This is a genomic window from Pseudomonas sp. ArH3a, from assembly GCF_022648765.1.
Taxonomy (GTDB): domain Bacteria; phylum Pseudomonadota; class Gammaproteobacteria; order Pseudomonadales; family Pseudomonadaceae; genus Aquipseudomonas.
In genome coordinates this window covers 5,728,926-5,745,055 of record NZ_CP080330.1, presented here as the reverse complement: position 1 = coordinate 5,745,055, position 16,130 = coordinate 5,728,926, and the positions used below count along the sequence as shown (strand labels likewise).

The window sequence follows — 16,130 nt, the reverse complement described above, 5'->3', positions numbered from 1 at the left end:
AAACCCGCTGGGCCGGTTCGGTCAGCGGGTTTTTTGTTGGCTATACGGTCGTCATCGCGGGCAAGCCCGCTCCCACATTCGACCGCATTGCCAAGTCGGGCACGGATCAAAATGTGGGAGCTGGCTTGCCTGCGATGACGCCACTTCAGGCCGTGATGATTTACGCCCTGACGCCGACCTCACGGCCACTGACCAACCGCTCCAGCGCCTCACCCAACCCCGATGCCTTGTCACCAATCAACAGGTGCCAAACACCGCTGTCCAGCTGGCTCACACCCTGGCAGCCCAGCGCCGTGAGTTCAGCTTCTGACAACACCGAATCATCCCCCAACTCCACCCGCAGCCGGGTCATCGCCACGGCGTCCAGTTGCCGTACATTCCCTCGACCACCCAAAGCGCTCAGCCATTTCTCGGCTTCTTGCACATTCACTGCAACTGGCTTATCCACAGGCGCGACCGTCACAGGTGCAGCGGCAACAAACGATGGCATCGCCAGGCGGATCTCATCGGCAATGCTGTCGGCCATCGGCCCGACCACCACCTGCAAGCTCCCGCCATTACCCGGCCGTACCACGGCCATGGCGCCGAGGGCTTTAAGCTCCGCATCTACCGCCTTGTTGCGATCCACCATGTCCAACCGCAGGCGCGTGGTACAGGCGCCGACACTCAGCAAGTTAGCCGCACCGCCCAGCGCACGGATATATGCACTGGCCCGCTGGTTATCACTCATCGCCTCGGCCTGCACCACCTGGATGTCTTCACGCCCAGGCGTCTTCAGGTTGAAGCGGCGGATGCAGTAGTTGAACACGCTGTAGTAGATCAGCGCGTAAGCCAAGCCGACGGGGAACACCAGCCAACCGTTGGTGGACTTGCCCCAGCCCAGCACCATGTCGATAAAGCCACCGGAGAAGGTAAAACCGAGGTGGATGTTGAGCATATTGGTCACGGCCATCGACAGGCCGGTAAGCACCGCGTGAATCAGGTACAAAAACGGCGCAAGGAACATGAACGCGAACTCAATCGGCTCCGTCACGCCGGTCAAAAACGAGGTCAGCGCCATCGACAGGAAAATCCCGCCCATGACTTTGCGGCGTTCCGGCAGGGCGTTGCGGTACATCGCCAGGCACGCGGCGGGCAAGCCGAACAGCATCACCGGGAACATGCCGGTCATGAACTGGCCACCTTTGGGGTCGCCGGCGAAGTAGCGGGTCAGGTCGCCAGTCACCACGGCGCCGGTCACCGGGTCGGTGAAGGTGCCGAACACGAACCACGCCATGTTGTTGAGGATATGGTGCAGGCCGGTGACGATCAGCAGGCGGTTGAACACGCCGAACACGAAGGCGCCGAAGCTGCCGCTTTCCATCAGCAGCACACCGAAGCTGTTGATGCCGTGCTGGATCGGCGGCCAGATCAGGCCGAAGATCACACCCAGGGCCACCGCCGAAAAGCCGGTGACGATCGGCACAAACCGTCGCCCGCCAAAGAAAGCGAGGTACTCCGGCAGCTTGATGTCCTTGAAGCGGTTGTACAGCCCACCGGCCATCAAGCCGCTGGCGATACCCGCGAGCATGCCCATGTTGATGCTGGTGTCCATCACCTTGAGCGTGGAGACCATCACCAGGTAACCAATCGCCCCGGCCAACCCTGCCGTGCCGTTATTGTCGCGGGCAAACCCCACGGCGATACCGATGGCGAAGATCAACGCCAGGTTGGCGAAGATCGCTTGCCCGGCGTCGTGCATCACCGCGATGTTGAGCAAGTCGGTGTCGCCCAGGCGCAGCAAGAGGCCGGCGATCGGCAGGATCGCGATCGGCAGCATCAGCGCGCGGCCCAGGCGTTGTAAGCCTTCGATAAAATGTTGGTACATGGCGTGTCTCCCTTTTTCTTGTTGTTGTCAGCTCAGCGGCCAGTGGTGTTGACAGGCTTGGCGAACCGCCTTCGCGCTGCTCAGGTCGAGCAGGCCCAGGCTGAGTTGCCGGCATTGAGCCGCGTCCAGGTGGCGGACGCGGTCCTTGATTTCTCCAATTTGCGGCGGGCTCACCGACAGCTCGCTGACGCCCAGGCCGATCAGCACTGGCGTGGCCAACGGGTCGGACGCGAGGGCGCCGCAAACACCCACCCAACGCCCATGTTTAGCCGCACCGGCGCAGGTCTGTGCGATCAACCGCAGCAGCGCCGGGTGTAAGGCATCGACCCGTGCGGCGAGGCCTGCGTGGTCGCGGTCCATGGCCAGGGTGTACTGGGAGAGGTCATTGGTGCCGATGGAGAGGAAGTCTGCATACAGCGCAAGCTGCTCGGCCATCAGCGCGGCGGCGGGTACTTCGATCATCACGCCCAGCTCCGGGCGCTGGGTCAGCCCCAGCTCGGCACACAACTCATCCAGGCGCTGGCGGATCTGCAGCAGTTCATCCACTTCGCTGACCATCGGCAGCAAGATGCGGCAACGTTCCAGCGGGCTGACTTGCAGCAGCGCGCGCAGCTGCTGGTCGAGCAATTCGGGGCGCACCTGGGCCATGCGAATACCGCGCAAGCCCAACACCGGGTTGGCCTCCACGGGCAGTGGCAGGTAGTCGAGCTGCTTGTCGCCGCCCACGTCGATGGTGCGGATGATCACTGCCTTGTCGCCCATAGCATCCAACACGGCTTGATAGGCCTGGCGCTGTTCCTGTTCGTCCGGCGCGGTGCGGCGGTCGACGAAGAGGAATTCGGTGCGCAACAGGCCGACGCCATCGGCGCCGTTTTCAAACGCCACTTGGGCCTCGGCGCTGGAGGCGACATTGGCGGCGACTTCGATGCTGATGCCATCGGTGGTGCGCGCCGGTTCCTGCGCTTGGGCTTGCTGTTGCTGGCGGCGCAGTTTCTGTGCATCACGAATCTGGTGCACTTCGGCGTGGCGCGCGTCGCTGGGCGCAAGTTCCAGGCGCCCATTGACCGCGTCGAGTACCACGCGCTGGCCTTGCGGCACATCGAGCACGTCTGCGCCCAACGCCACCACACAAGGCAAGCCTTTGCCGCGGGCCAAAATGGCCACGTGGGAGGTGGCGCCGCCTTCGGCCATGCAGATGCCAGCGGCCTGTTGCGTGCTCAGTTGCAGCAAGTCAGATGGCGTCAGTTCATGGGCGCTGACAATCGCCCCGGCAGGCAACTCGAAGTGCCAGGCCTCGCCCAGCAGTGCGCGCAACACCCGCTGTTGCAAGTCGCGCAGGTCATTGGAGCGCTCGGCGAACAGCGGTTTGCCCAACGCCAGCAACACCGCGCATTGCGCCTGGATCGCATCGCGCCAGGCGTGGGTGGCGGCGCTGCCGTGTTCGATGGCGGCGGTGGCCGCTTCCAGCAGGGCCGGGTCTTCCAGCAAGGCGAGGTGGGCGGCGAAGATCTCTTCTTCTTCGATATTTTTGCGTTGGCGGGCGTGGTCCAAGGTGTTGCGGATCTCGCCGCGTACTTGCTCAAGGGCCGTGTCCAGCCGTTGCAGTTGTTCGTCGGCCGAGTGGTTGCCGGCGTCTGCCGGCAGTTCAATACCGGTAAGGCGGAACAACGGCCCACACACCAGGCCCGGTGCAGCACATACGCCTTGCAACACACCGACTTCGGTATTCGCACGGCGCGGAGCCACGGCCACCGGCGCGTGGTGTTCTTTACTGACGGCCACGGACAGCGCGGCAACCAACGCCTGCAACGCCGCCTCGCAATCCTTGCCGCGACAGGTGACGCGCACCTCGTCGCCTTCACCGATCCCCAGCCCCATCAAGCCAATCAGGCTGTCGCACGGCGCGGATTTGCCGGCGAAGTGCAGCTGCGCCTGGCTGCTGAACCCTTGGGCGGTTTTGCGGACCAGCGCGGCGGGGCGCGCATGCAAACCGCCACGGTGAGTAATGCGCACGCTGGCGCGGACTTCGGTGACCGAGTTATCCACAACCGCCTGCGCCGTTGCCGCCGAGCGCGCCACGATGTGCAGCAACGGCTCACCGACCTTGACGGTTTTTCCTGCCACCGGCCGCAGCTCGAAGCGCTCGCCATTGGTCAGGATAATCAGGCTGACCAGGCTTTTGCACTGGCGCGCAATCCGGTCCAGATCAAACTGCACCAGGGCCTGGCCCTTGCTCACCCGTGCGCCTTCCTTCACCAGCAGCGCAAAGCCTTCGCCATTCAGCTCCACCGTGTCGATGCCCACGTGCATCAGCACCTCGGCACCGTTCTCGGCGCGAATGGTTACAGCATGCCCGGTGCGGGCGACGTGGATGATCACGCCGTCGCAGGGGGCGTGCAGGCAATCGTTGAGCGGGTCGATGGCGATACCGTCGCCCATGGCGCCGCTGGCGAACACTTCGTCGGGAACGTTGCCCAGGGTCAGCACCGAGCCACTGAGTGGGGCGCTTAGGGTCAATTCATTATTGTTGTTGGACATGGGCACGGTACTCATCAGGAAAACGCGACTCAGTGAGTGCGGGTAACTTTGCTCAGGTGGCGCGGCTGGTCCGGGTCCATGCCCCGGGCTTGAGCCAGGCCAGCGGCCATTACGTAAAAGCTTTGGATCGCCAGGATTGGGTCCAGGCTTGGGTGTTCGGCGCGGCTCAGGGTCAGGTCGCGTTCGGCGATATCGTCCGGCGCAGCCAGCAGCACGCGGGCGCCGCGTTGGCGCATGTCGGCGGCCAGGCTCAACAGGCCGGGCTGTTCGGCACCGCGTGGGGCGAATATCAGCAGCGGGTAGTTCTCGTCGATCAGGGCCATCGGCCCGTGGCGCACTTCGGCGCTGCTGAAGGCTTCGGCCTGGATCGCCGAGGTTTCCTTGAGCTTGAGCGCGGCTTCCTGGGCGATGGCAAAACCGGCGCCACGGCCGATCACCATCAATTGCTGGCAACCGCGCAAGGCCTCGATGGCGCTGCTCCAATCCTGTTTGGCCGCTGCCCGCAATTCATCGGGCAGGGCGCGGCAGGCTTGCAGCAAGTCGGCTTCCTGGTTCCAGTGGCCGATCAACTGCGCGCTGGCGCTGAGGGTGGCGATAAAGCTTTTGGTCGCGGCCACGCTGAGTTCCGGCCCAGCGCACAGTGGCAGGTGGAATTCGCAGGCGGCTTCCAGCGGTGACTCTTCGGCGTTGACCAGCGAAATGCTCAGGGCACCGCGTTTGCGCAACAGGCGCAGGCTGTTGACCAGGTCCGGGCTTTGCCCCGACTGCGAGAAACCAAACGCCACCTGCCCACTGACCTTCAACGGTGCTTGCAACAAGGTCACCACCGACATCGGCAACGACGCCACCGGGATGCCCACGTGCTGCATGGCCAGGTAGGCGAAGTAGCTGGCGGCATGGTCCGAGCTGCCACGGGCGATGGTCATCGCCACTTGCGGTGGCTGACGGCGCAGGCGCCCGGCGATCTCTTCGAGCATCGGGTCCAGGCGTTGCAGTTGCGCCGCGACGGCATCACAAGAGGCCAGGGCCTCTTCAAGCATTTTTGAAGTCAATGGTTTCTCCTTCGACCATTACGTCGGTGAGGTGCAGGGAGCGGTCCAGGCGCACGCAGTCGGCAAAGCTGCCGGGTTGCAGGCGCCCGCGTTCTTCCAGGCCCAGGTAGTCCGCAGGAAATTGCGACAGGCGTTGTGAGGCTTCGCTGATGGGCAGGCCTATTTTCACCAGGTTGCGCAGCGCCTGATCCATGGTCAGGGTGCTGCCGGCCAAGGTGCCGTCAGCCAGGCGCACGCCGCCCAGGCATTTGGTCACGGTGTGGCTGCCCAGCTTGTATTCGCCGTCGGGCATGCCGGCGGCGGCGGTGGAATCGGTGACGCAGTACAGGCACGGGATCGAACGCAGGGCCACGCGCATGGCGCCGGGGTGTACGTGCAGCAGGTCGGGGATCAACTCTGCGTACTTGGCGTGGGCCAAGGCGGCGCCGACGATGCCCGGCTCGCGGTGATGCAGCGGGCTCATGGCGTTATACAAATGCGTGAAGCTGGTGGCGCCGGCGGCGAGGGCGGCGACGCCTTCTTCATAGCTGCCTAGGGTGTGGCCGATCTGCATGCGCACGCCGCGTTGGCTGAGGGCGCGGATCAGGCCGTCATGCCCGGCGATTTCCGGGGCGATGGTGATCACCCGGATCGGCGCCAATTGCAGGTAGGCTTCCACTTCGGCCATCAGCGCGGTGTGGGCGAAGTTGGGTTGGGCGCCGAGTTTGCCTGGGTTGATGTAAGGGCCTTCCAGGTGTACGCCGAGTACGCGAGCGCTGCCGGTTGGGCGCTGTTCACAGAAAATGCCGAGCTCACTGAGCACGCGGGTGATTTCGTCCACCGGTGCGGTCATGGTGGTAGCCAGCAGTGACGTCGTACCAAAACGCACGTGGGTGCGGGTGATGGTCTCGAAGGCTGCCACGCCTTCCATGATGTCTTTGCCGCCACCGCCGTGTACGTGCAGGTCGATGAAACCTGGCAGCAGGTAGGGCAGTTCGTTGTCAGCCGGGTCGCACGGCGTGCCGTCGATGGCGACCACCTTGCCGTGTTCGTGCACCAGGCGGCCGCGAATCCAGCCGCTGGGCGTGAGGATATTGTCTTCGGACATGGGCAGTTCTCTAAATTCGCAGTTCGGCGCAATAGTCGTGGCGGCGCAGCTCTGCGACGAAGTCGTAGTAGTCGTTGCGGCAGTAGGTGTCGGTGATTTCAATCGGGGTGTTGTCGGCGGTGTAGCCGACCCGCGTCATCAGCAGCATGGCGGTGCCGGGGGCAATGCCCACCAGCTTGGCGAACTCATCCGAGGCGTTGATCGCCTGGATATGCTGCAGGGCACGCACGATAGGCTTGCCGATGCTTTCCAGGTATTCGTACAGCGAATTGCCGATGGCTTGCGGGTGCGGCAGCACCGAGGCGGGCATGGCGGTCATTTCAATTGCCATCACCGTGTCATCGGCCTTACGCAGACGTTTGAGGCGCGCGACTTTGTCGGTAGGCGACAGGCACAGGCGGATCAGCTCTTCGTGGGTCGGCGGGGTGATGTCGCGCTCCAGCCATTGGGACGTGGGCACAAACCCCTTGAGCCGCAGCATTTCACTGAAGCCCGACAGGCGTGACAGCGGTTGTTCCAGGCGCGGCGTGATAAAGGTGCCGGAGCCTTGGCTGCGGCGAATCAGCCCTTGGGCAAACAACACTTCCAGCGCTTTACGCGCGGTCACCCGCGAGATGCTCAGTTGCTCGCTGAGGGCACGTTCCGAGGGCAAAGCCTGCTCGGATTTCCACTGGCCGGCATGGATCGCCGCTTCAAGGTTGCGGGCCAGTTGCAGGTACAGCGGCGTGGATTGTTTGTCGTCGGGGCGCAGCGTCTGGATGGGGTTCATCTGTGAAGTTTCCGATGCGGTTATTGGAGTGTTGTCGCCCGGTAATGGCCGGAAATTAATACCACTTAAATACCATGTCAATGCTGCCAAAACGGTGCGGAACCCGGTTTTAGGGCGCTTTATTTGTGCCTGGTATCAAGTGGTATTAGAGAGGTCTGTATCGCGCGCAGAACTACGCAGCCCGGCGCGGTGAACTGGTATTCACCGGCAGGCGCTGCCAAGGGCAGGAATTATTTTCAGATTATTTTACCAACGGTAGGTGTTTACGGCCGAATCTCGATCAGGGTGCCGTCTTTGACCAAGTTCCAGACTTCGCGCATGTCCACGTTGCGCATGCCGATACAGCCGTCGGTCCAGTCCAGGGTGTGGAACCACTGCTCCGGGTATTCCTCGGTGTCGGGGGTGCCGTGGATCATGATCATGCTGCCCGGTTTCACGCCTTCACGGCGCGCGCGCGCGGAGTCGCTGATATTCGGGTAGGAGATGTGCATGGCGAGGTTGAAGCGGTCGCTGGTTTTGCGCCAGTCGATCCAATACAAGCCTTCCGGCGTGCGGCGGTCGCCTTCGAACAGCTTGGTGCCCTTGGGGTTTTTGCCGAGCGAGATGCGATAGGTCTTCAGCGGCTTACCGTCGTTGATCAACTGCAACTGGTGGGCCGACTTGAGCACCAGGACTTTCTCGACAGGTTTGCCGCCCAGGGTTTCCACCGTGGAGGCCGAAGACAGGGTAGCGAACGACAGGCAGATAAAAGCGAGCAACCAACGCATTAAAACGGTTTCCCTTGTTAGACGGTGCTGCCTGGAATTGTTATGTGGCCGGCCGCGTCATCGGCGGCACCGACTCGCTGCGTACCGGGAACAGCTGTTGTTTACGGTCGGCGAAGAAGCATTCTAAGGTACGCCCGACCGTGCGGAAAGCCAGCTCTGACCAAGGGATGTCGGCTTCATCGAACAGCTTCACTTCAAGGCTTTCGGGGCCGGCGGCGAAGTCCAGGTCGACCAGTTCGGCGCGGTAGAAGATATGCACCTGGCTGATGTGCGGCACGTCGATCAGGGTGTAGAGGCTCAGGTTGCGCACGTGGGCGCAGGCTTCTTCCAAGGTTTCGCGCATAGCGGCCTGTTCCACGGTTTCGCCGTTTTCCATAAAGCCTGCGGGCAGGGTCCAGTAACCCAGGCGCGGCTCGATGGCACGGCGGCACAGTAGCACTTTATCGCCCCAGACCGGCACGGTGCCGGCGACGATATTGGGGTTCTGATAGTGGATGGTTGAGCAGTGATCACACACATAGCGCAGGCGTGCGTCGCCTTCGGGAATGCGCTGGGTAACCGGTTTGCCGCACTGGCTGCAGAAGTTCATGCTGGGGTTCCTGGAGAGTGGGCCTATCTTGGCTTGGCGGGCAGGGCCCTGCAAGTTGTCGTTTCGCGACATGCGCAGGGTTTGGGGTTGGGTGCCTGCCAGCTTTGGTGCATGATGCAAGGTAGCCAACAGACCGAGATGACTCATGCTGGACGAGCTACTTCGCCGGGTAAGCAACCACACCCCTCATCGGCTTGAAACTGACGGGCGTTTCCCCGAGGCCGCCGTGTTGGTGCCAATCACCCGCAGCGACGAACCTGAGCTGATCCTGACCCTGCGCGCCAGCGGCCTGTCGACCCACGGCGGCGAAGTGGCGTTCCCGGGCGGGCGGCGTGACCCCGAAGACCCGGACCTGATCTTTACCGCGCTACGTGAGGCCGAAGAAGAAATCGGCCTGCCGCCCGGCCTGGTGGAAGTCATCGGCCCGTTGAGCCCGCTGATCTCCTTGCACGGCATTCGTGTAACGCCCTATGTCGGTGTTATCCCCGATTACGTCGAATACCTGGCCAATGACGCCGAAATCGCCGCCGTGTTCAGCGTGCCCCTGGAGTTTTTCCGCCAGGACCCGCGCGAACATACCCACCGCATCGATTACCAGGGCCGCAGCTGGTATGTGCCCAGCTATCGGTTTGGCGAATACAAGATCTGGGGGCTGACGGCGATCATGATTGTCGAGCTGATCAACCTGCTCTATGACGACGCCAAGATCAGCCTGCACCAGCCACCCAAGAGCTTCATCAATACGTAAGCCATCGTTTGAATGGCACCGCCGTGAGGACACACCATGAAATACCGCCTGGGCGACGCCCGCGTCGAGACTCATCCGCACAGCTGGGTGGCGCCGAATGCCACGCTGGTCGGCAAGGTCAAGCTTGAAGAGGGCGCCAACGTGTGGTTCAACGCGGTATTGCGTGGCGACAACGAGCTGATCCTGATCGGCAAGAACAGCAACGTGCAGGACGGCAGCGTGATGCACACCGACATGGGCTACCCGCTGACCCTGGGCACCGGCGTGACCATCGGCCACAACGCGATGCTGCACGGTTGCACCGTCGACGACTACAGCCTGATCGGCATCAACGCGGTGATCCTCAACGGTGCCAAGATCGGCAAGCATTGCATCATCGGCGCCAACTCGCTGATCGGCGAAGGCAAGGAAATTCCCGACGGTTCGCTGGTAATGGGCTCGCCGGGCAAGGTGGTGCGTGAGCTGACCGAGGCGCAAAAACGCATGCTCGAAGCCAGCGCCGCGCACTATGTGCATAACGCGCAGCGCTATGCGCGCGATTTGGTTGAGCAGGAAGAATGAACCCGATTGAACGCCCCGTCGCCTCGCCGTGCGTGAACATTTGCGCGCTGGATGATGACGACATTTGCACCGGTTGCCAGCGTACGGTGGATGAGATCACGCGGTGGAGCCGCATGGACAATGCCGAGCGCCGGGTGGTGCTGGGGTTGTGCCATGAGCGGGCGAAAGTAAGTGGGTTGGTGTGGATGATGCCGGGGAAATCGGGCGCCTGAACCACCGCTATCGCAGGCAAGCCAGCTCCCACAGGTGGCCGCGTTGAACCTGTAGGAATGCGGCCAAAATGTGGGAGCTGGCTTGCCTGCGATGAGGCCCTGCGAGACGACATATTTCCAAATGTGAAGTAACCTGTGCCGATTGCTCACAGGTCCATCCGCCATGCTCTTCCTGATTGCCTACATCAGCAGCGTCGTGCTGATCAACTTCGCCTTTTCCACCGCCCCGCACCTGGATGTCATCTGGTCGGCTTGGGGTGGCCTGGTGTTTATCCTGCGCGACATGGTGCAAACCCGCTTCGGCCATGGCGCAATCATCGCCATGCTGGCGGCGCTGGTGCTGTCGTATATCACCTCTGACCCGTCCATCGCCCTGGCCAGCGCCACGGCGTTTGCGGTGTCCGAGTGCATTGACTGGCTGGTCTTCAGCATTACCAAGCGCCCGTTGCACGATCGCCTGTGGATAAGTTCGGCGCTGAGCATTCCCCTCGATACCTTCATTTTCTTCGGCCTGATCGGTGCCCTGACACCGGCGGTCGCGGGCACTGCATTGGTGTCGAAATTCGCCGGGGTCACGGTGGTGTGGCTGATCATGGCCTGGCGTATGCGCAAACGCGCCGTCGCCAACTGAGGCCAATTCTTACAGTTCATGTAAAATGCCGGCCTTTCTCCCCATGATCCGCTCCCCTGAGGACCTGAGATGACCCGAATCGGAACTCCACTGTCGCCAACCGCGACCCGCGTTTTGCTGTGTGGCTGCGGTGAGCTGGGCAAGGAAGTGGTAATCGAACTGCAACGCCTGGGCGTTGAAGTGATTGCCGTGGATCGCTACGCCAACGCCCCGGCCATGCAGGTCGCGCACCGTAGCCATGTGATCAATATGCTCGACGGCGCCGCCCTGCGTGCCGTGATCGAAGCCGAGAAACCGCACTTCATCGTGCCGGAAATCGAAGCCATCGCCACCGCTACGCTGGTGGAGCTGGAGGCCGAAGGCTTCACCGTGATCCCGACCGCGCGCGCCACCTCGCTGACCATGAACCGTGAAGGCATCCGTCGCCTGGCCGCTGAAGAGCTGGACCTGCCGACCTCGCCGTACCACTTCGCTGACACCTTCGAAGACTACAGCAAGGCCGTGCAAGACCTGGGCTTCCCGTGTGTGGTCAAGCCGGTGATGAGCTCCTCGGGCAAGGGCCAGAGCCTGCTGCGCAGCGCTGATGACGTGCGCAAAGCCTGGGATTACGCCCAGGAAGGCGGCCGTGCTGGTAAAGGCCGGGTGATCATCGAAGGCTTTATCGACTTCGACTACGAAATCACCCTGCTGACCGTACGCCACATCGGTGGCACCACCTTCTGCGCGCCGGTCGGCCACCGTCAGGAGAAGGGCGACTACCAGGAATCCTGGCAGCCGCAAGCCATGAGCCCGATTGCCCTGGCGGAATCCGAGCGGGTTGCCAAAGCCGTGACCGAGGCCCTGGGTGGCCGTGGCCTGTTTGGCGTGGAATTGTTCATCAAGGGCGATCAGGTGTGGTTCAGCGAAGTGTCGCCGCGCCCGCATGACACCGGTTTGGTGACGTTGATTTCTCAGGATCTGTCGCAGTTCGCGCTGCACGCTCGCGCCATCCTGGGCCTGCCGATTCCGTTGATCCGTCAGTTCGGGCCTTCGGCTTCGGCGGTGATTCTGGTGGAAGGGCAGTCGACCCAGACCGCCTTTGCCAACCTCGGCGCGGCCTTGAGCGAGCCGGACACGGCGTTGCGTCTGTTTGGTAAGCCAGAAGTTAATGGTCAGCGTCGGATGGGTGTGGCGTTGGCGCGGGATGAGTCGATTGAGGCGGCTCGGGCTAAGGCGACTCGTGCTTCGAAGGCTGTTGTTGTAGAGCTGTAACCCCACGCAGATCGTTCCCACGCTCTGCGTGGGAATGCAGCCCCGGATGCTCTGCGTCCCAAGGCGTGACGCGGAGCGTCACAAGAGGCGTTCCCACGCCGAGCGTGGGAACGATCTGCGCTCAGGCGACCTTGTTCAAATCGTTATCCCGCGTCTCTTTCAGGCACAGCACAGCAATCAAGCTGAGTAACGCTGCCGCCGACACATACCCGCCGACATAACTCAGCCCGCCCATCGCCACCAGCTTGGTCGCGAAGAACGGTGCGGCCGACGCCCCGACGATCCCACCCAGGTTATACGCCGCCGAAGCACCGGTATAACGCACGCGCGTGGGGAACAGCTCCGGCAGCATCGCGCCCATTGGGGCGAAGGTCACGCCCATCAGGAACAGCTCCAGCGCCAGGAACAACGCCACCGCCCAAGTCGAACCGTGGGTGAGCAGCGGCTCCATGGTAAAGCCCGACAGAATGGCCAGGACCGCGCCGACGATCAGCACCGGCTTGCGCCCGTAACGGTCGCTGGCCAAGGCCGCCAGCGGTGTAGCCAAGCCCATGAACAGCACCGCAAAGCACAGCAAACCGAGGAACGTCTCGCGGCTGTAGCCCAGCGTCGACACGCCATAACTCAGGGAGAACGCGGTGGTGATGTAGAACAGCGCATAACACACCACCATCGACGCGGCGCCCAGCAGCACCGGTAGCCAATGCTGGCTGAACAACTCCACCAACGGCACTTTCACCGGGGCTTCTTTGGCCACGGCGTTGGCGAATACCGGGGTTTCATGCAGTTTAAGGCGTGCATACAGGCCGACCATCACCAGTGCGGCGCTGAGGATGAACGGAATACGCCAGCCCCAACTGCGGAACTGTTCGTCGTTCAGGCTCATGGCCAAGATCAGGAACAGCCCGTTGGCCGCCAGAAAGCCAATCGAGGGGCCCAGTTGTGGGAACATGCCGAACCAGCCGCGCTTGCCCTTCGGCGCGTTTTCGGTGGCCAGCAACGCCGCGCCGCCCCATTCCCCGCCAAGCCCCAGGCCCTGGCCGAAACGCAGCACACACAAGAGGATCGGTGCCCAGGCGCCGATGCTGTCATAGCCCGGCAGCAGGCCAATCAGGGTGGTACACACGCCCATCAGCAGCAACGATGCCACCAAGGTGGATTTACGCCCGATACGGTCACCGAAGTGGCCGAACAGCGCCGAGCCCAGCGGGCGGGCGATGAAGGCGATGCCGAAGGTCAGGAACGACGCCAGCATCTGTGCGGTGCCAGAGGTCTGCGGGAAGAATACCGGGCCGATCACCAGCGCCGCAGCGGTGGCATAGATATAGAAATCGTAGAACTCGATGGCGGTGCCGACGATGCTCGCCGTGGCGACCCGTGCGGTCGAGTTGAGCGGGGCGGCGGTCGCGGCCTCGTTATAGGTGGTGCTCATGGAGGTATCCCTGACGGTCATTGCGCGTTTGGACGCGGATTATTATTGGTCGAACACCCATGGATCAGGGGCGTAGGCGGAGCGGCTCGGGATGGGAGCAAACACCGGTAAGACATGGTAACGCAGTGCCTGGACGCGCTGAGTGCGGGTAGCACGCGGTCGGGCGGGGCTTGGGTAAGCCGTGCCGATTATAGGAAGGGGGTTGCGGATCCAACAAGGGGTGCTGGCACGCAGATAAGCTAAATGTGGGAGCTGGCTTGCCTGTGATACAGGCGCCTCGGTGCATCAGGAGTACCGAGGTGATGCCATCGCAGGCAAGCCAGCTCCCACACAAGCCTGCTCCCACATTGGAGTGTGCTGTGCCAGAAAGTTATGCGGCGACCGGCACGCGGCTGGTGTGCCAGATCAGCACCTTGCTCACGCGGTTGTCCTCGGTCTCAAGGATTTCCAGGCGATAGCGGCCGATTTTCAGGCACACCGCGCAGTCAGGAATGGTCTCCAGCGCCTCGGTGACCAAGCCATTGAGGGTCTTGGGGCCGTCGCTGGGCAGGTGCCAGCCGAGGCTCTTGTTCAGTTCGCGGATCGAAGCGGCGCCGTCGATGATGTAGCGGCCATCCGGCTGCGCTTCGATATGGGGGTTGTCCGCCGCCTGATCGCTTTCGAATTCACCGACGATCTCTTCGAGGATGTCTTCCAGGGTGACAATACCGAGCACTTCGCCGTATTCGTCCACCACCATGCCCAGGCGCCGCTGCTGCTTGTGAAAGTTCAGCAATTGCAGTTGCAGGGGCGTGCTTTCGGGGACGAAGTAGGGCTCGTGGCAGGCGGCGAGCAGGGCTTCTTTGGTCAGGCTGGCGTCGGGCAGCAGGTGTTGGATCTGCCGCGTATTAAGCACCGCTTCGACTTGGTTGATATCGCTGTGGAACACCGGCAGGCGGGTGCGCTGGGAGGTGCGCAGTTGCTCGATGATCTCTTCGATCGAGTCATCCAGGTTGATGCCGTCCACTTCGCTGCGCGGCACCAGAATGTCGTTGACCGTGATGTTGTCGAGGGCATGGATGCCGGGCATACCGGGCGTGCGATTGTCGTCGGCCTCGGACTCCGGTTCGTCGTCATGGTCAGGCAGCGGCTCGTCGCTCTTTTTCACCACGCCGGATTTGCGCGCGAACGGGCGCAGCAGCAACAGGCTGATGCCATTGAGCAGCCAGGCCACGGGGTAGAGCACTTTCAGCGGCACGCCCAGCAGGGTGTTGCCAAAGCCCAGCACGGCATGCGGGTGGCGAACCGCGAGGGCGCGGGGCAGGTAGTCGGCGAGCACCAGCAAGATTGCGCAGGAGATCAGCCAGCCGAGCCACGGGCCGTTCAAAGCCCAGGCGTAGATCGCCAGCAGCGTGCAGAGAATTACCACGGCGGCGCGACACAGGCTGTTGCACAGAATCAGGCTGTGACGCGGGAAGTTCAGGCGGGCGGCGGCCTTGTCGCCCTGGCGTGTACCGGGGCGCAGGGCCAGCAAGTGTTGTTGCGCGGCTTCGATGGCGGTAAACAGCGCCGCCCATAACACCAGCAAGGCGATTACGGCGAGCATCGGCCCAAGGGGCAAGTTGTTCATGATCGCTGCCCGTCAGATATGCAGGATGTATTCGCGAACCAGCTTGCTGCCGAAATAGGCCAGCATCAGCAGGCAGAAACCGGCCAGGGTCCAGCGGATCGCCTTGTGCCCACGCCAGCCGAGGCGGTTACGCCCCCACAGCAACACGCTGAACACCACCCAGGCCAGGCACGCCAGCAGGGTTTTGTGCACCAGGTGTTGGGCGAAGAGGTTTTCGACGAACAGCCAGCCGGAAATCAGCGACAGCGACAGCAGGGTCCAGCCGGCCCACAGGAAACCGAACAGCAGGCTTTCCATGGTTTGCAGCGGCGGGAAGTTCTTGATCAGCCCGGACGGGTGCTTGTTTTTAAGCTGGTGGTCCTGCAGCAGCAGGAGCAACGCCTGGAACACCGCGATGGTGAACATGCCGTAGGCCAGGATCGACAACAGGATGTGGGCGAGGATGCCCGGCTCCTCGTCGATCACCTGCACGGTGCCGGTCGGGGTGAATTGCGCCAGCAGCACCGTCAGCATTCCCAGCGGGAATAGCAGCACCAGCAGGTTTTCCACCGGAATGCGGTAGCAGGCCAGCAGGGTTAGCGCGATCACGGCAGCAGCGATCAGGCTGGCGGCGCTGAAAAAGTCCAGGCCCAGGCCAACCGGCGTCATTAGGTGGGTGAACAGGCTGGCGGCGTGGGCCAGCAGGGCCACGACGCCAAGGCTCACCAGCAGGCGTTTGTCCGCCTTGGTGCCTTGGGCCAGGCGAGTGCCCTGATAGAGAGTCGCAGCGGCATACAAGAGTGCGGCGGCGAGGCTGGGTAGCAAACTGGGTGACAAGGGGACCATAAATCCTGATAGACAAGCCCGAAAGGCGCTGAGTTTGGCACACACCAACGCTGCACGAAAGACTCCCGGGCCAGACAGCGGGTGTGCACAGGCGCAGTCTTCGCTATAATCCGCGACCTGCCCACGCCGCAGGCTCGCCGAGCGCTGTTTTTAATAGCGATTTACCACAGCCTGGGCTGCCATTACCTCGGT

15 protein-coding genes are annotated in these 16,130 nt (G+C 62.7%); 5 read left to right on the top strand and 10 right to left on the bottom strand.

The window, feature by feature from the left end; all coding sequences use genetic code 11:
- Window positions 1-160 precede the first annotated feature (160 nt).
- From nagE to K0P33_RS26315, 7 genes are all read right to left on the bottom strand, one after another.
- Window positions 161-1,867, bottom strand: a complete 1,707-nt coding sequence (gene nagE, locus K0P33_RS26345) for an N-acetylglucosamine-specific PTS transporter subunit IIBC (protein WP_242152367.1) — start codon at window positions 1,865-1,867, stop codon at window positions 161-163.
- Between the two features lie 27 nt (window positions 1,868-1,894).
- Entirely contained in the window at window positions 1,895-4,405 is a 2,511-nt protein-coding gene (ptsP, locus tag K0P33_RS26340) for a phosphoenolpyruvate--protein phosphotransferase (protein ID WP_242152364.1), read from the bottom strand.
- A gap of 29 nt (window positions 4,406-4,434) precedes the next feature.
- Window positions 4,435-5,457, bottom strand: a complete 1,023-nt coding sequence (locus K0P33_RS26335; RefSeq protein ID WP_094951933.1) for an SIS domain-containing protein — start codon at window positions 5,455-5,457, stop codon at window positions 4,435-4,437.
- Window positions 5,438-6,544, bottom strand: a complete 1,107-nt coding sequence (nagA, locus tag K0P33_RS26330; protein ID WP_242152361.1) for an N-acetylglucosamine-6-phosphate deacetylase — start codon at window positions 6,542-6,544, stop codon at window positions 5,438-5,440. Before nagA ends, K0P33_RS26335 begins: the two co-directional genes overlap by 20 nt.
- 10 nt (window positions 6,545-6,554) lie before the next feature.
- Window positions 6,555-7,313 (bottom strand): GntR family transcriptional regulator, encoded by a 759-nt coding sequence (locus tag K0P33_RS26325; RefSeq protein ID WP_094951935.1) that lies wholly within the window; start codon window positions 7,311-7,313, stop codon window positions 6,555-6,557.
- A gap of 263 nt (window positions 7,314-7,576) precedes the next feature.
- Window positions 7,577-8,080 (bottom strand): L,D-transpeptidase family protein, encoded by a 504-nt coding sequence (locus K0P33_RS26320; RefSeq protein ID WP_094951936.1) that lies wholly within the window; start codon window positions 8,078-8,080, stop codon window positions 7,577-7,579.
- A gap of 40 nt (window positions 8,081-8,120) precedes the next feature.
- Window positions 8,121-8,669 carry an NUDIX hydrolase gene (locus K0P33_RS26315; protein ID WP_094951937.1) on the bottom strand — a complete coding sequence of 183 codons (549 nt, stop codon included), beginning with the start codon at window positions 8,667-8,669 and terminating at the stop codon, window positions 8,121-8,123.
- Window positions 8,670-8,814: 145 nt separating this feature from the next.
- Between K0P33_RS26315 and K0P33_RS26310 the strand changes: the two genes are divergently transcribed.
- The 5 genes from K0P33_RS26310 to purT all read left to right on the top strand — a co-directional run bounded on the left by K0P33_RS26310 (window position 8,815) and on the right by purT (window position 12,072).
- Window positions 8,815-9,417, top strand: coding sequence for a CoA pyrophosphatase (locus K0P33_RS26310; protein WP_094951938.1), 603 nt, complete (start codon window positions 8,815-8,817; stop codon window positions 9,415-9,417).
- Window positions 9,418-9,453: 36 nt separating this feature from the next.
- Entirely contained in the window at window positions 9,454-9,978 is a 525-nt protein-coding gene (locus K0P33_RS26305; protein ID WP_071485746.1) for a gamma carbonic anhydrase family protein, read from the top strand.
- Entirely contained in the window at window positions 9,975-10,190 is a 216-nt protein-coding gene (locus K0P33_RS26300; RefSeq protein ID WP_083356907.1) for a DUF1289 domain-containing protein, read from the top strand. The genes K0P33_RS26305 and K0P33_RS26300 overlap by 4 nt, the downstream gene beginning before the upstream one ends.
- 163 nt (window positions 10,191-10,353) lie before the next feature.
- A complete protein-coding gene (locus K0P33_RS26295) occupies window positions 10,354-10,821 on the top strand; it encodes a VUT family protein (RefSeq protein WP_056858699.1) in 468 nt (155 codons plus the stop codon).
- Window positions 10,822-10,890: 69 nt separating this feature from the next.
- Window positions 10,891-12,072: a formate-dependent phosphoribosylglycinamide formyltransferase gene (gene purT, locus K0P33_RS26290; protein WP_094951941.1), complete on the top strand. Its 1,182-nt coding sequence runs from the start codon at window positions 10,891-10,893 to the stop codon at window positions 12,070-12,072.
- 121 nt (window positions 12,073-12,193) lie between these two features.
- On the opposite strand, the gene K0P33_RS26285 is transcribed toward purT, so the two are convergent.
- From K0P33_RS26285 to ccsA, 3 genes are all read right to left on the bottom strand, one after another.
- Window positions 12,194-13,504 carry an MFS transporter gene (locus K0P33_RS26285; protein ID WP_094951942.1) on the bottom strand — a complete coding sequence of 437 codons (1,311 nt, stop codon included), beginning with the start codon at window positions 13,502-13,504 and terminating at the stop codon, window positions 12,194-12,196.
- Between the two features lie 370 nt (window positions 13,505-13,874).
- The gene (locus K0P33_RS26280) at window positions 13,875-15,113 is read right to left on the bottom strand and encodes a transporter associated domain-containing protein (RefSeq protein ID WP_094951943.1); all 1,239 of its coding nucleotides are present in this window, start codon (window positions 15,111-15,113) and stop codon (window positions 13,875-13,877) included.
- A gap of 12 nt (window positions 15,114-15,125) precedes the next feature.
- A complete protein-coding gene (gene ccsA, locus K0P33_RS26275) occupies window positions 15,126-15,929 on the bottom strand; it encodes a cytochrome c biogenesis protein CcsA (RefSeq protein ID WP_242152357.1) in 804 nt (267 codons plus the stop codon).
- Between the last annotated feature and the right edge of the window lie 201 nt (window positions 15,930-16,130).

What these genes read in the sequence shown, in the direction of transcription:
- K0P33_RS26325 (WP_094951935.1), bottom strand. Translation starts at nt 7,313, where the DNA reads ATGAACCCCATCCAGACGCTGCGCCCCGACGACAAACAATCCACGCCG.
- K0P33_RS26280 (WP_094951943.1), bottom strand. Translation starts at nt 15,113, where the DNA reads ATGAACAACTTGCCCCTTGGGCCGATGCTCGCCGTAATCGCCTTGCTG.
- nagA (WP_242152361.1), bottom strand. Translation starts at nt 6,544, where the DNA reads ATGTCCGAAGACAATATCCTCACGCCCAGCGGCTGGATTCGCGGCCGC.
- K0P33_RS26320 (WP_094951936.1), bottom strand. Translation starts at nt 8,080, where the DNA reads ATGCGTTGGTTGCTCGCTTTTATCTGCCTGTCGTTCGCTACCCTGTCT.
- K0P33_RS26300 (WP_083356907.1), top strand. Translation starts at nt 9,975, where the DNA reads ATGAACCCGATTGAACGCCCCGTCGCCTCGCCGTGCGTGAACATTTGC.
- ptsP (WP_242152364.1), bottom strand. Translation starts at nt 4,405, where the DNA reads ATGTCCAACAACAATAATGAATTGACCCTAAGCGCCCCACTCAGTGGC.
- K0P33_RS26295 (WP_056858699.1), top strand. Translation starts at nt 10,354, where the DNA reads ATGCTCTTCCTGATTGCCTACATCAGCAGCGTCGTGCTGATCAACTTC.
- K0P33_RS26310 (WP_094951938.1), top strand. Translation starts at nt 8,815, where the DNA reads ATGCTGGACGAGCTACTTCGCCGGGTAAGCAACCACACCCCTCATCGG.
- K0P33_RS26285 (WP_094951942.1), bottom strand. Translation starts at nt 13,504, where the DNA reads ATGAGCACCACCTATAACGAGGCCGCGACCGCCGCCCCGCTCAACTCG.
- K0P33_RS26305 (WP_071485746.1), top strand. Translation starts at nt 9,454, where the DNA reads ATGAAATACCGCCTGGGCGACGCCCGCGTCGAGACTCATCCGCACAGC.
- K0P33_RS26315 (WP_094951937.1), bottom strand. Translation starts at nt 8,669, where the DNA reads ATGAACTTCTGCAGCCAGTGCGGCAAACCGGTTACCCAGCGCATTCCC.
- purT (WP_094951941.1), top strand. Translation starts at nt 10,891, where the DNA reads ATGACCCGAATCGGAACTCCACTGTCGCCAACCGCGACCCGCGTTTTG.
- nagE (WP_242152367.1), bottom strand. Translation starts at nt 1,867, where the DNA reads ATGTACCAACATTTTATCGAAGGCTTACAACGCCTGGGCCGCGCGCTG.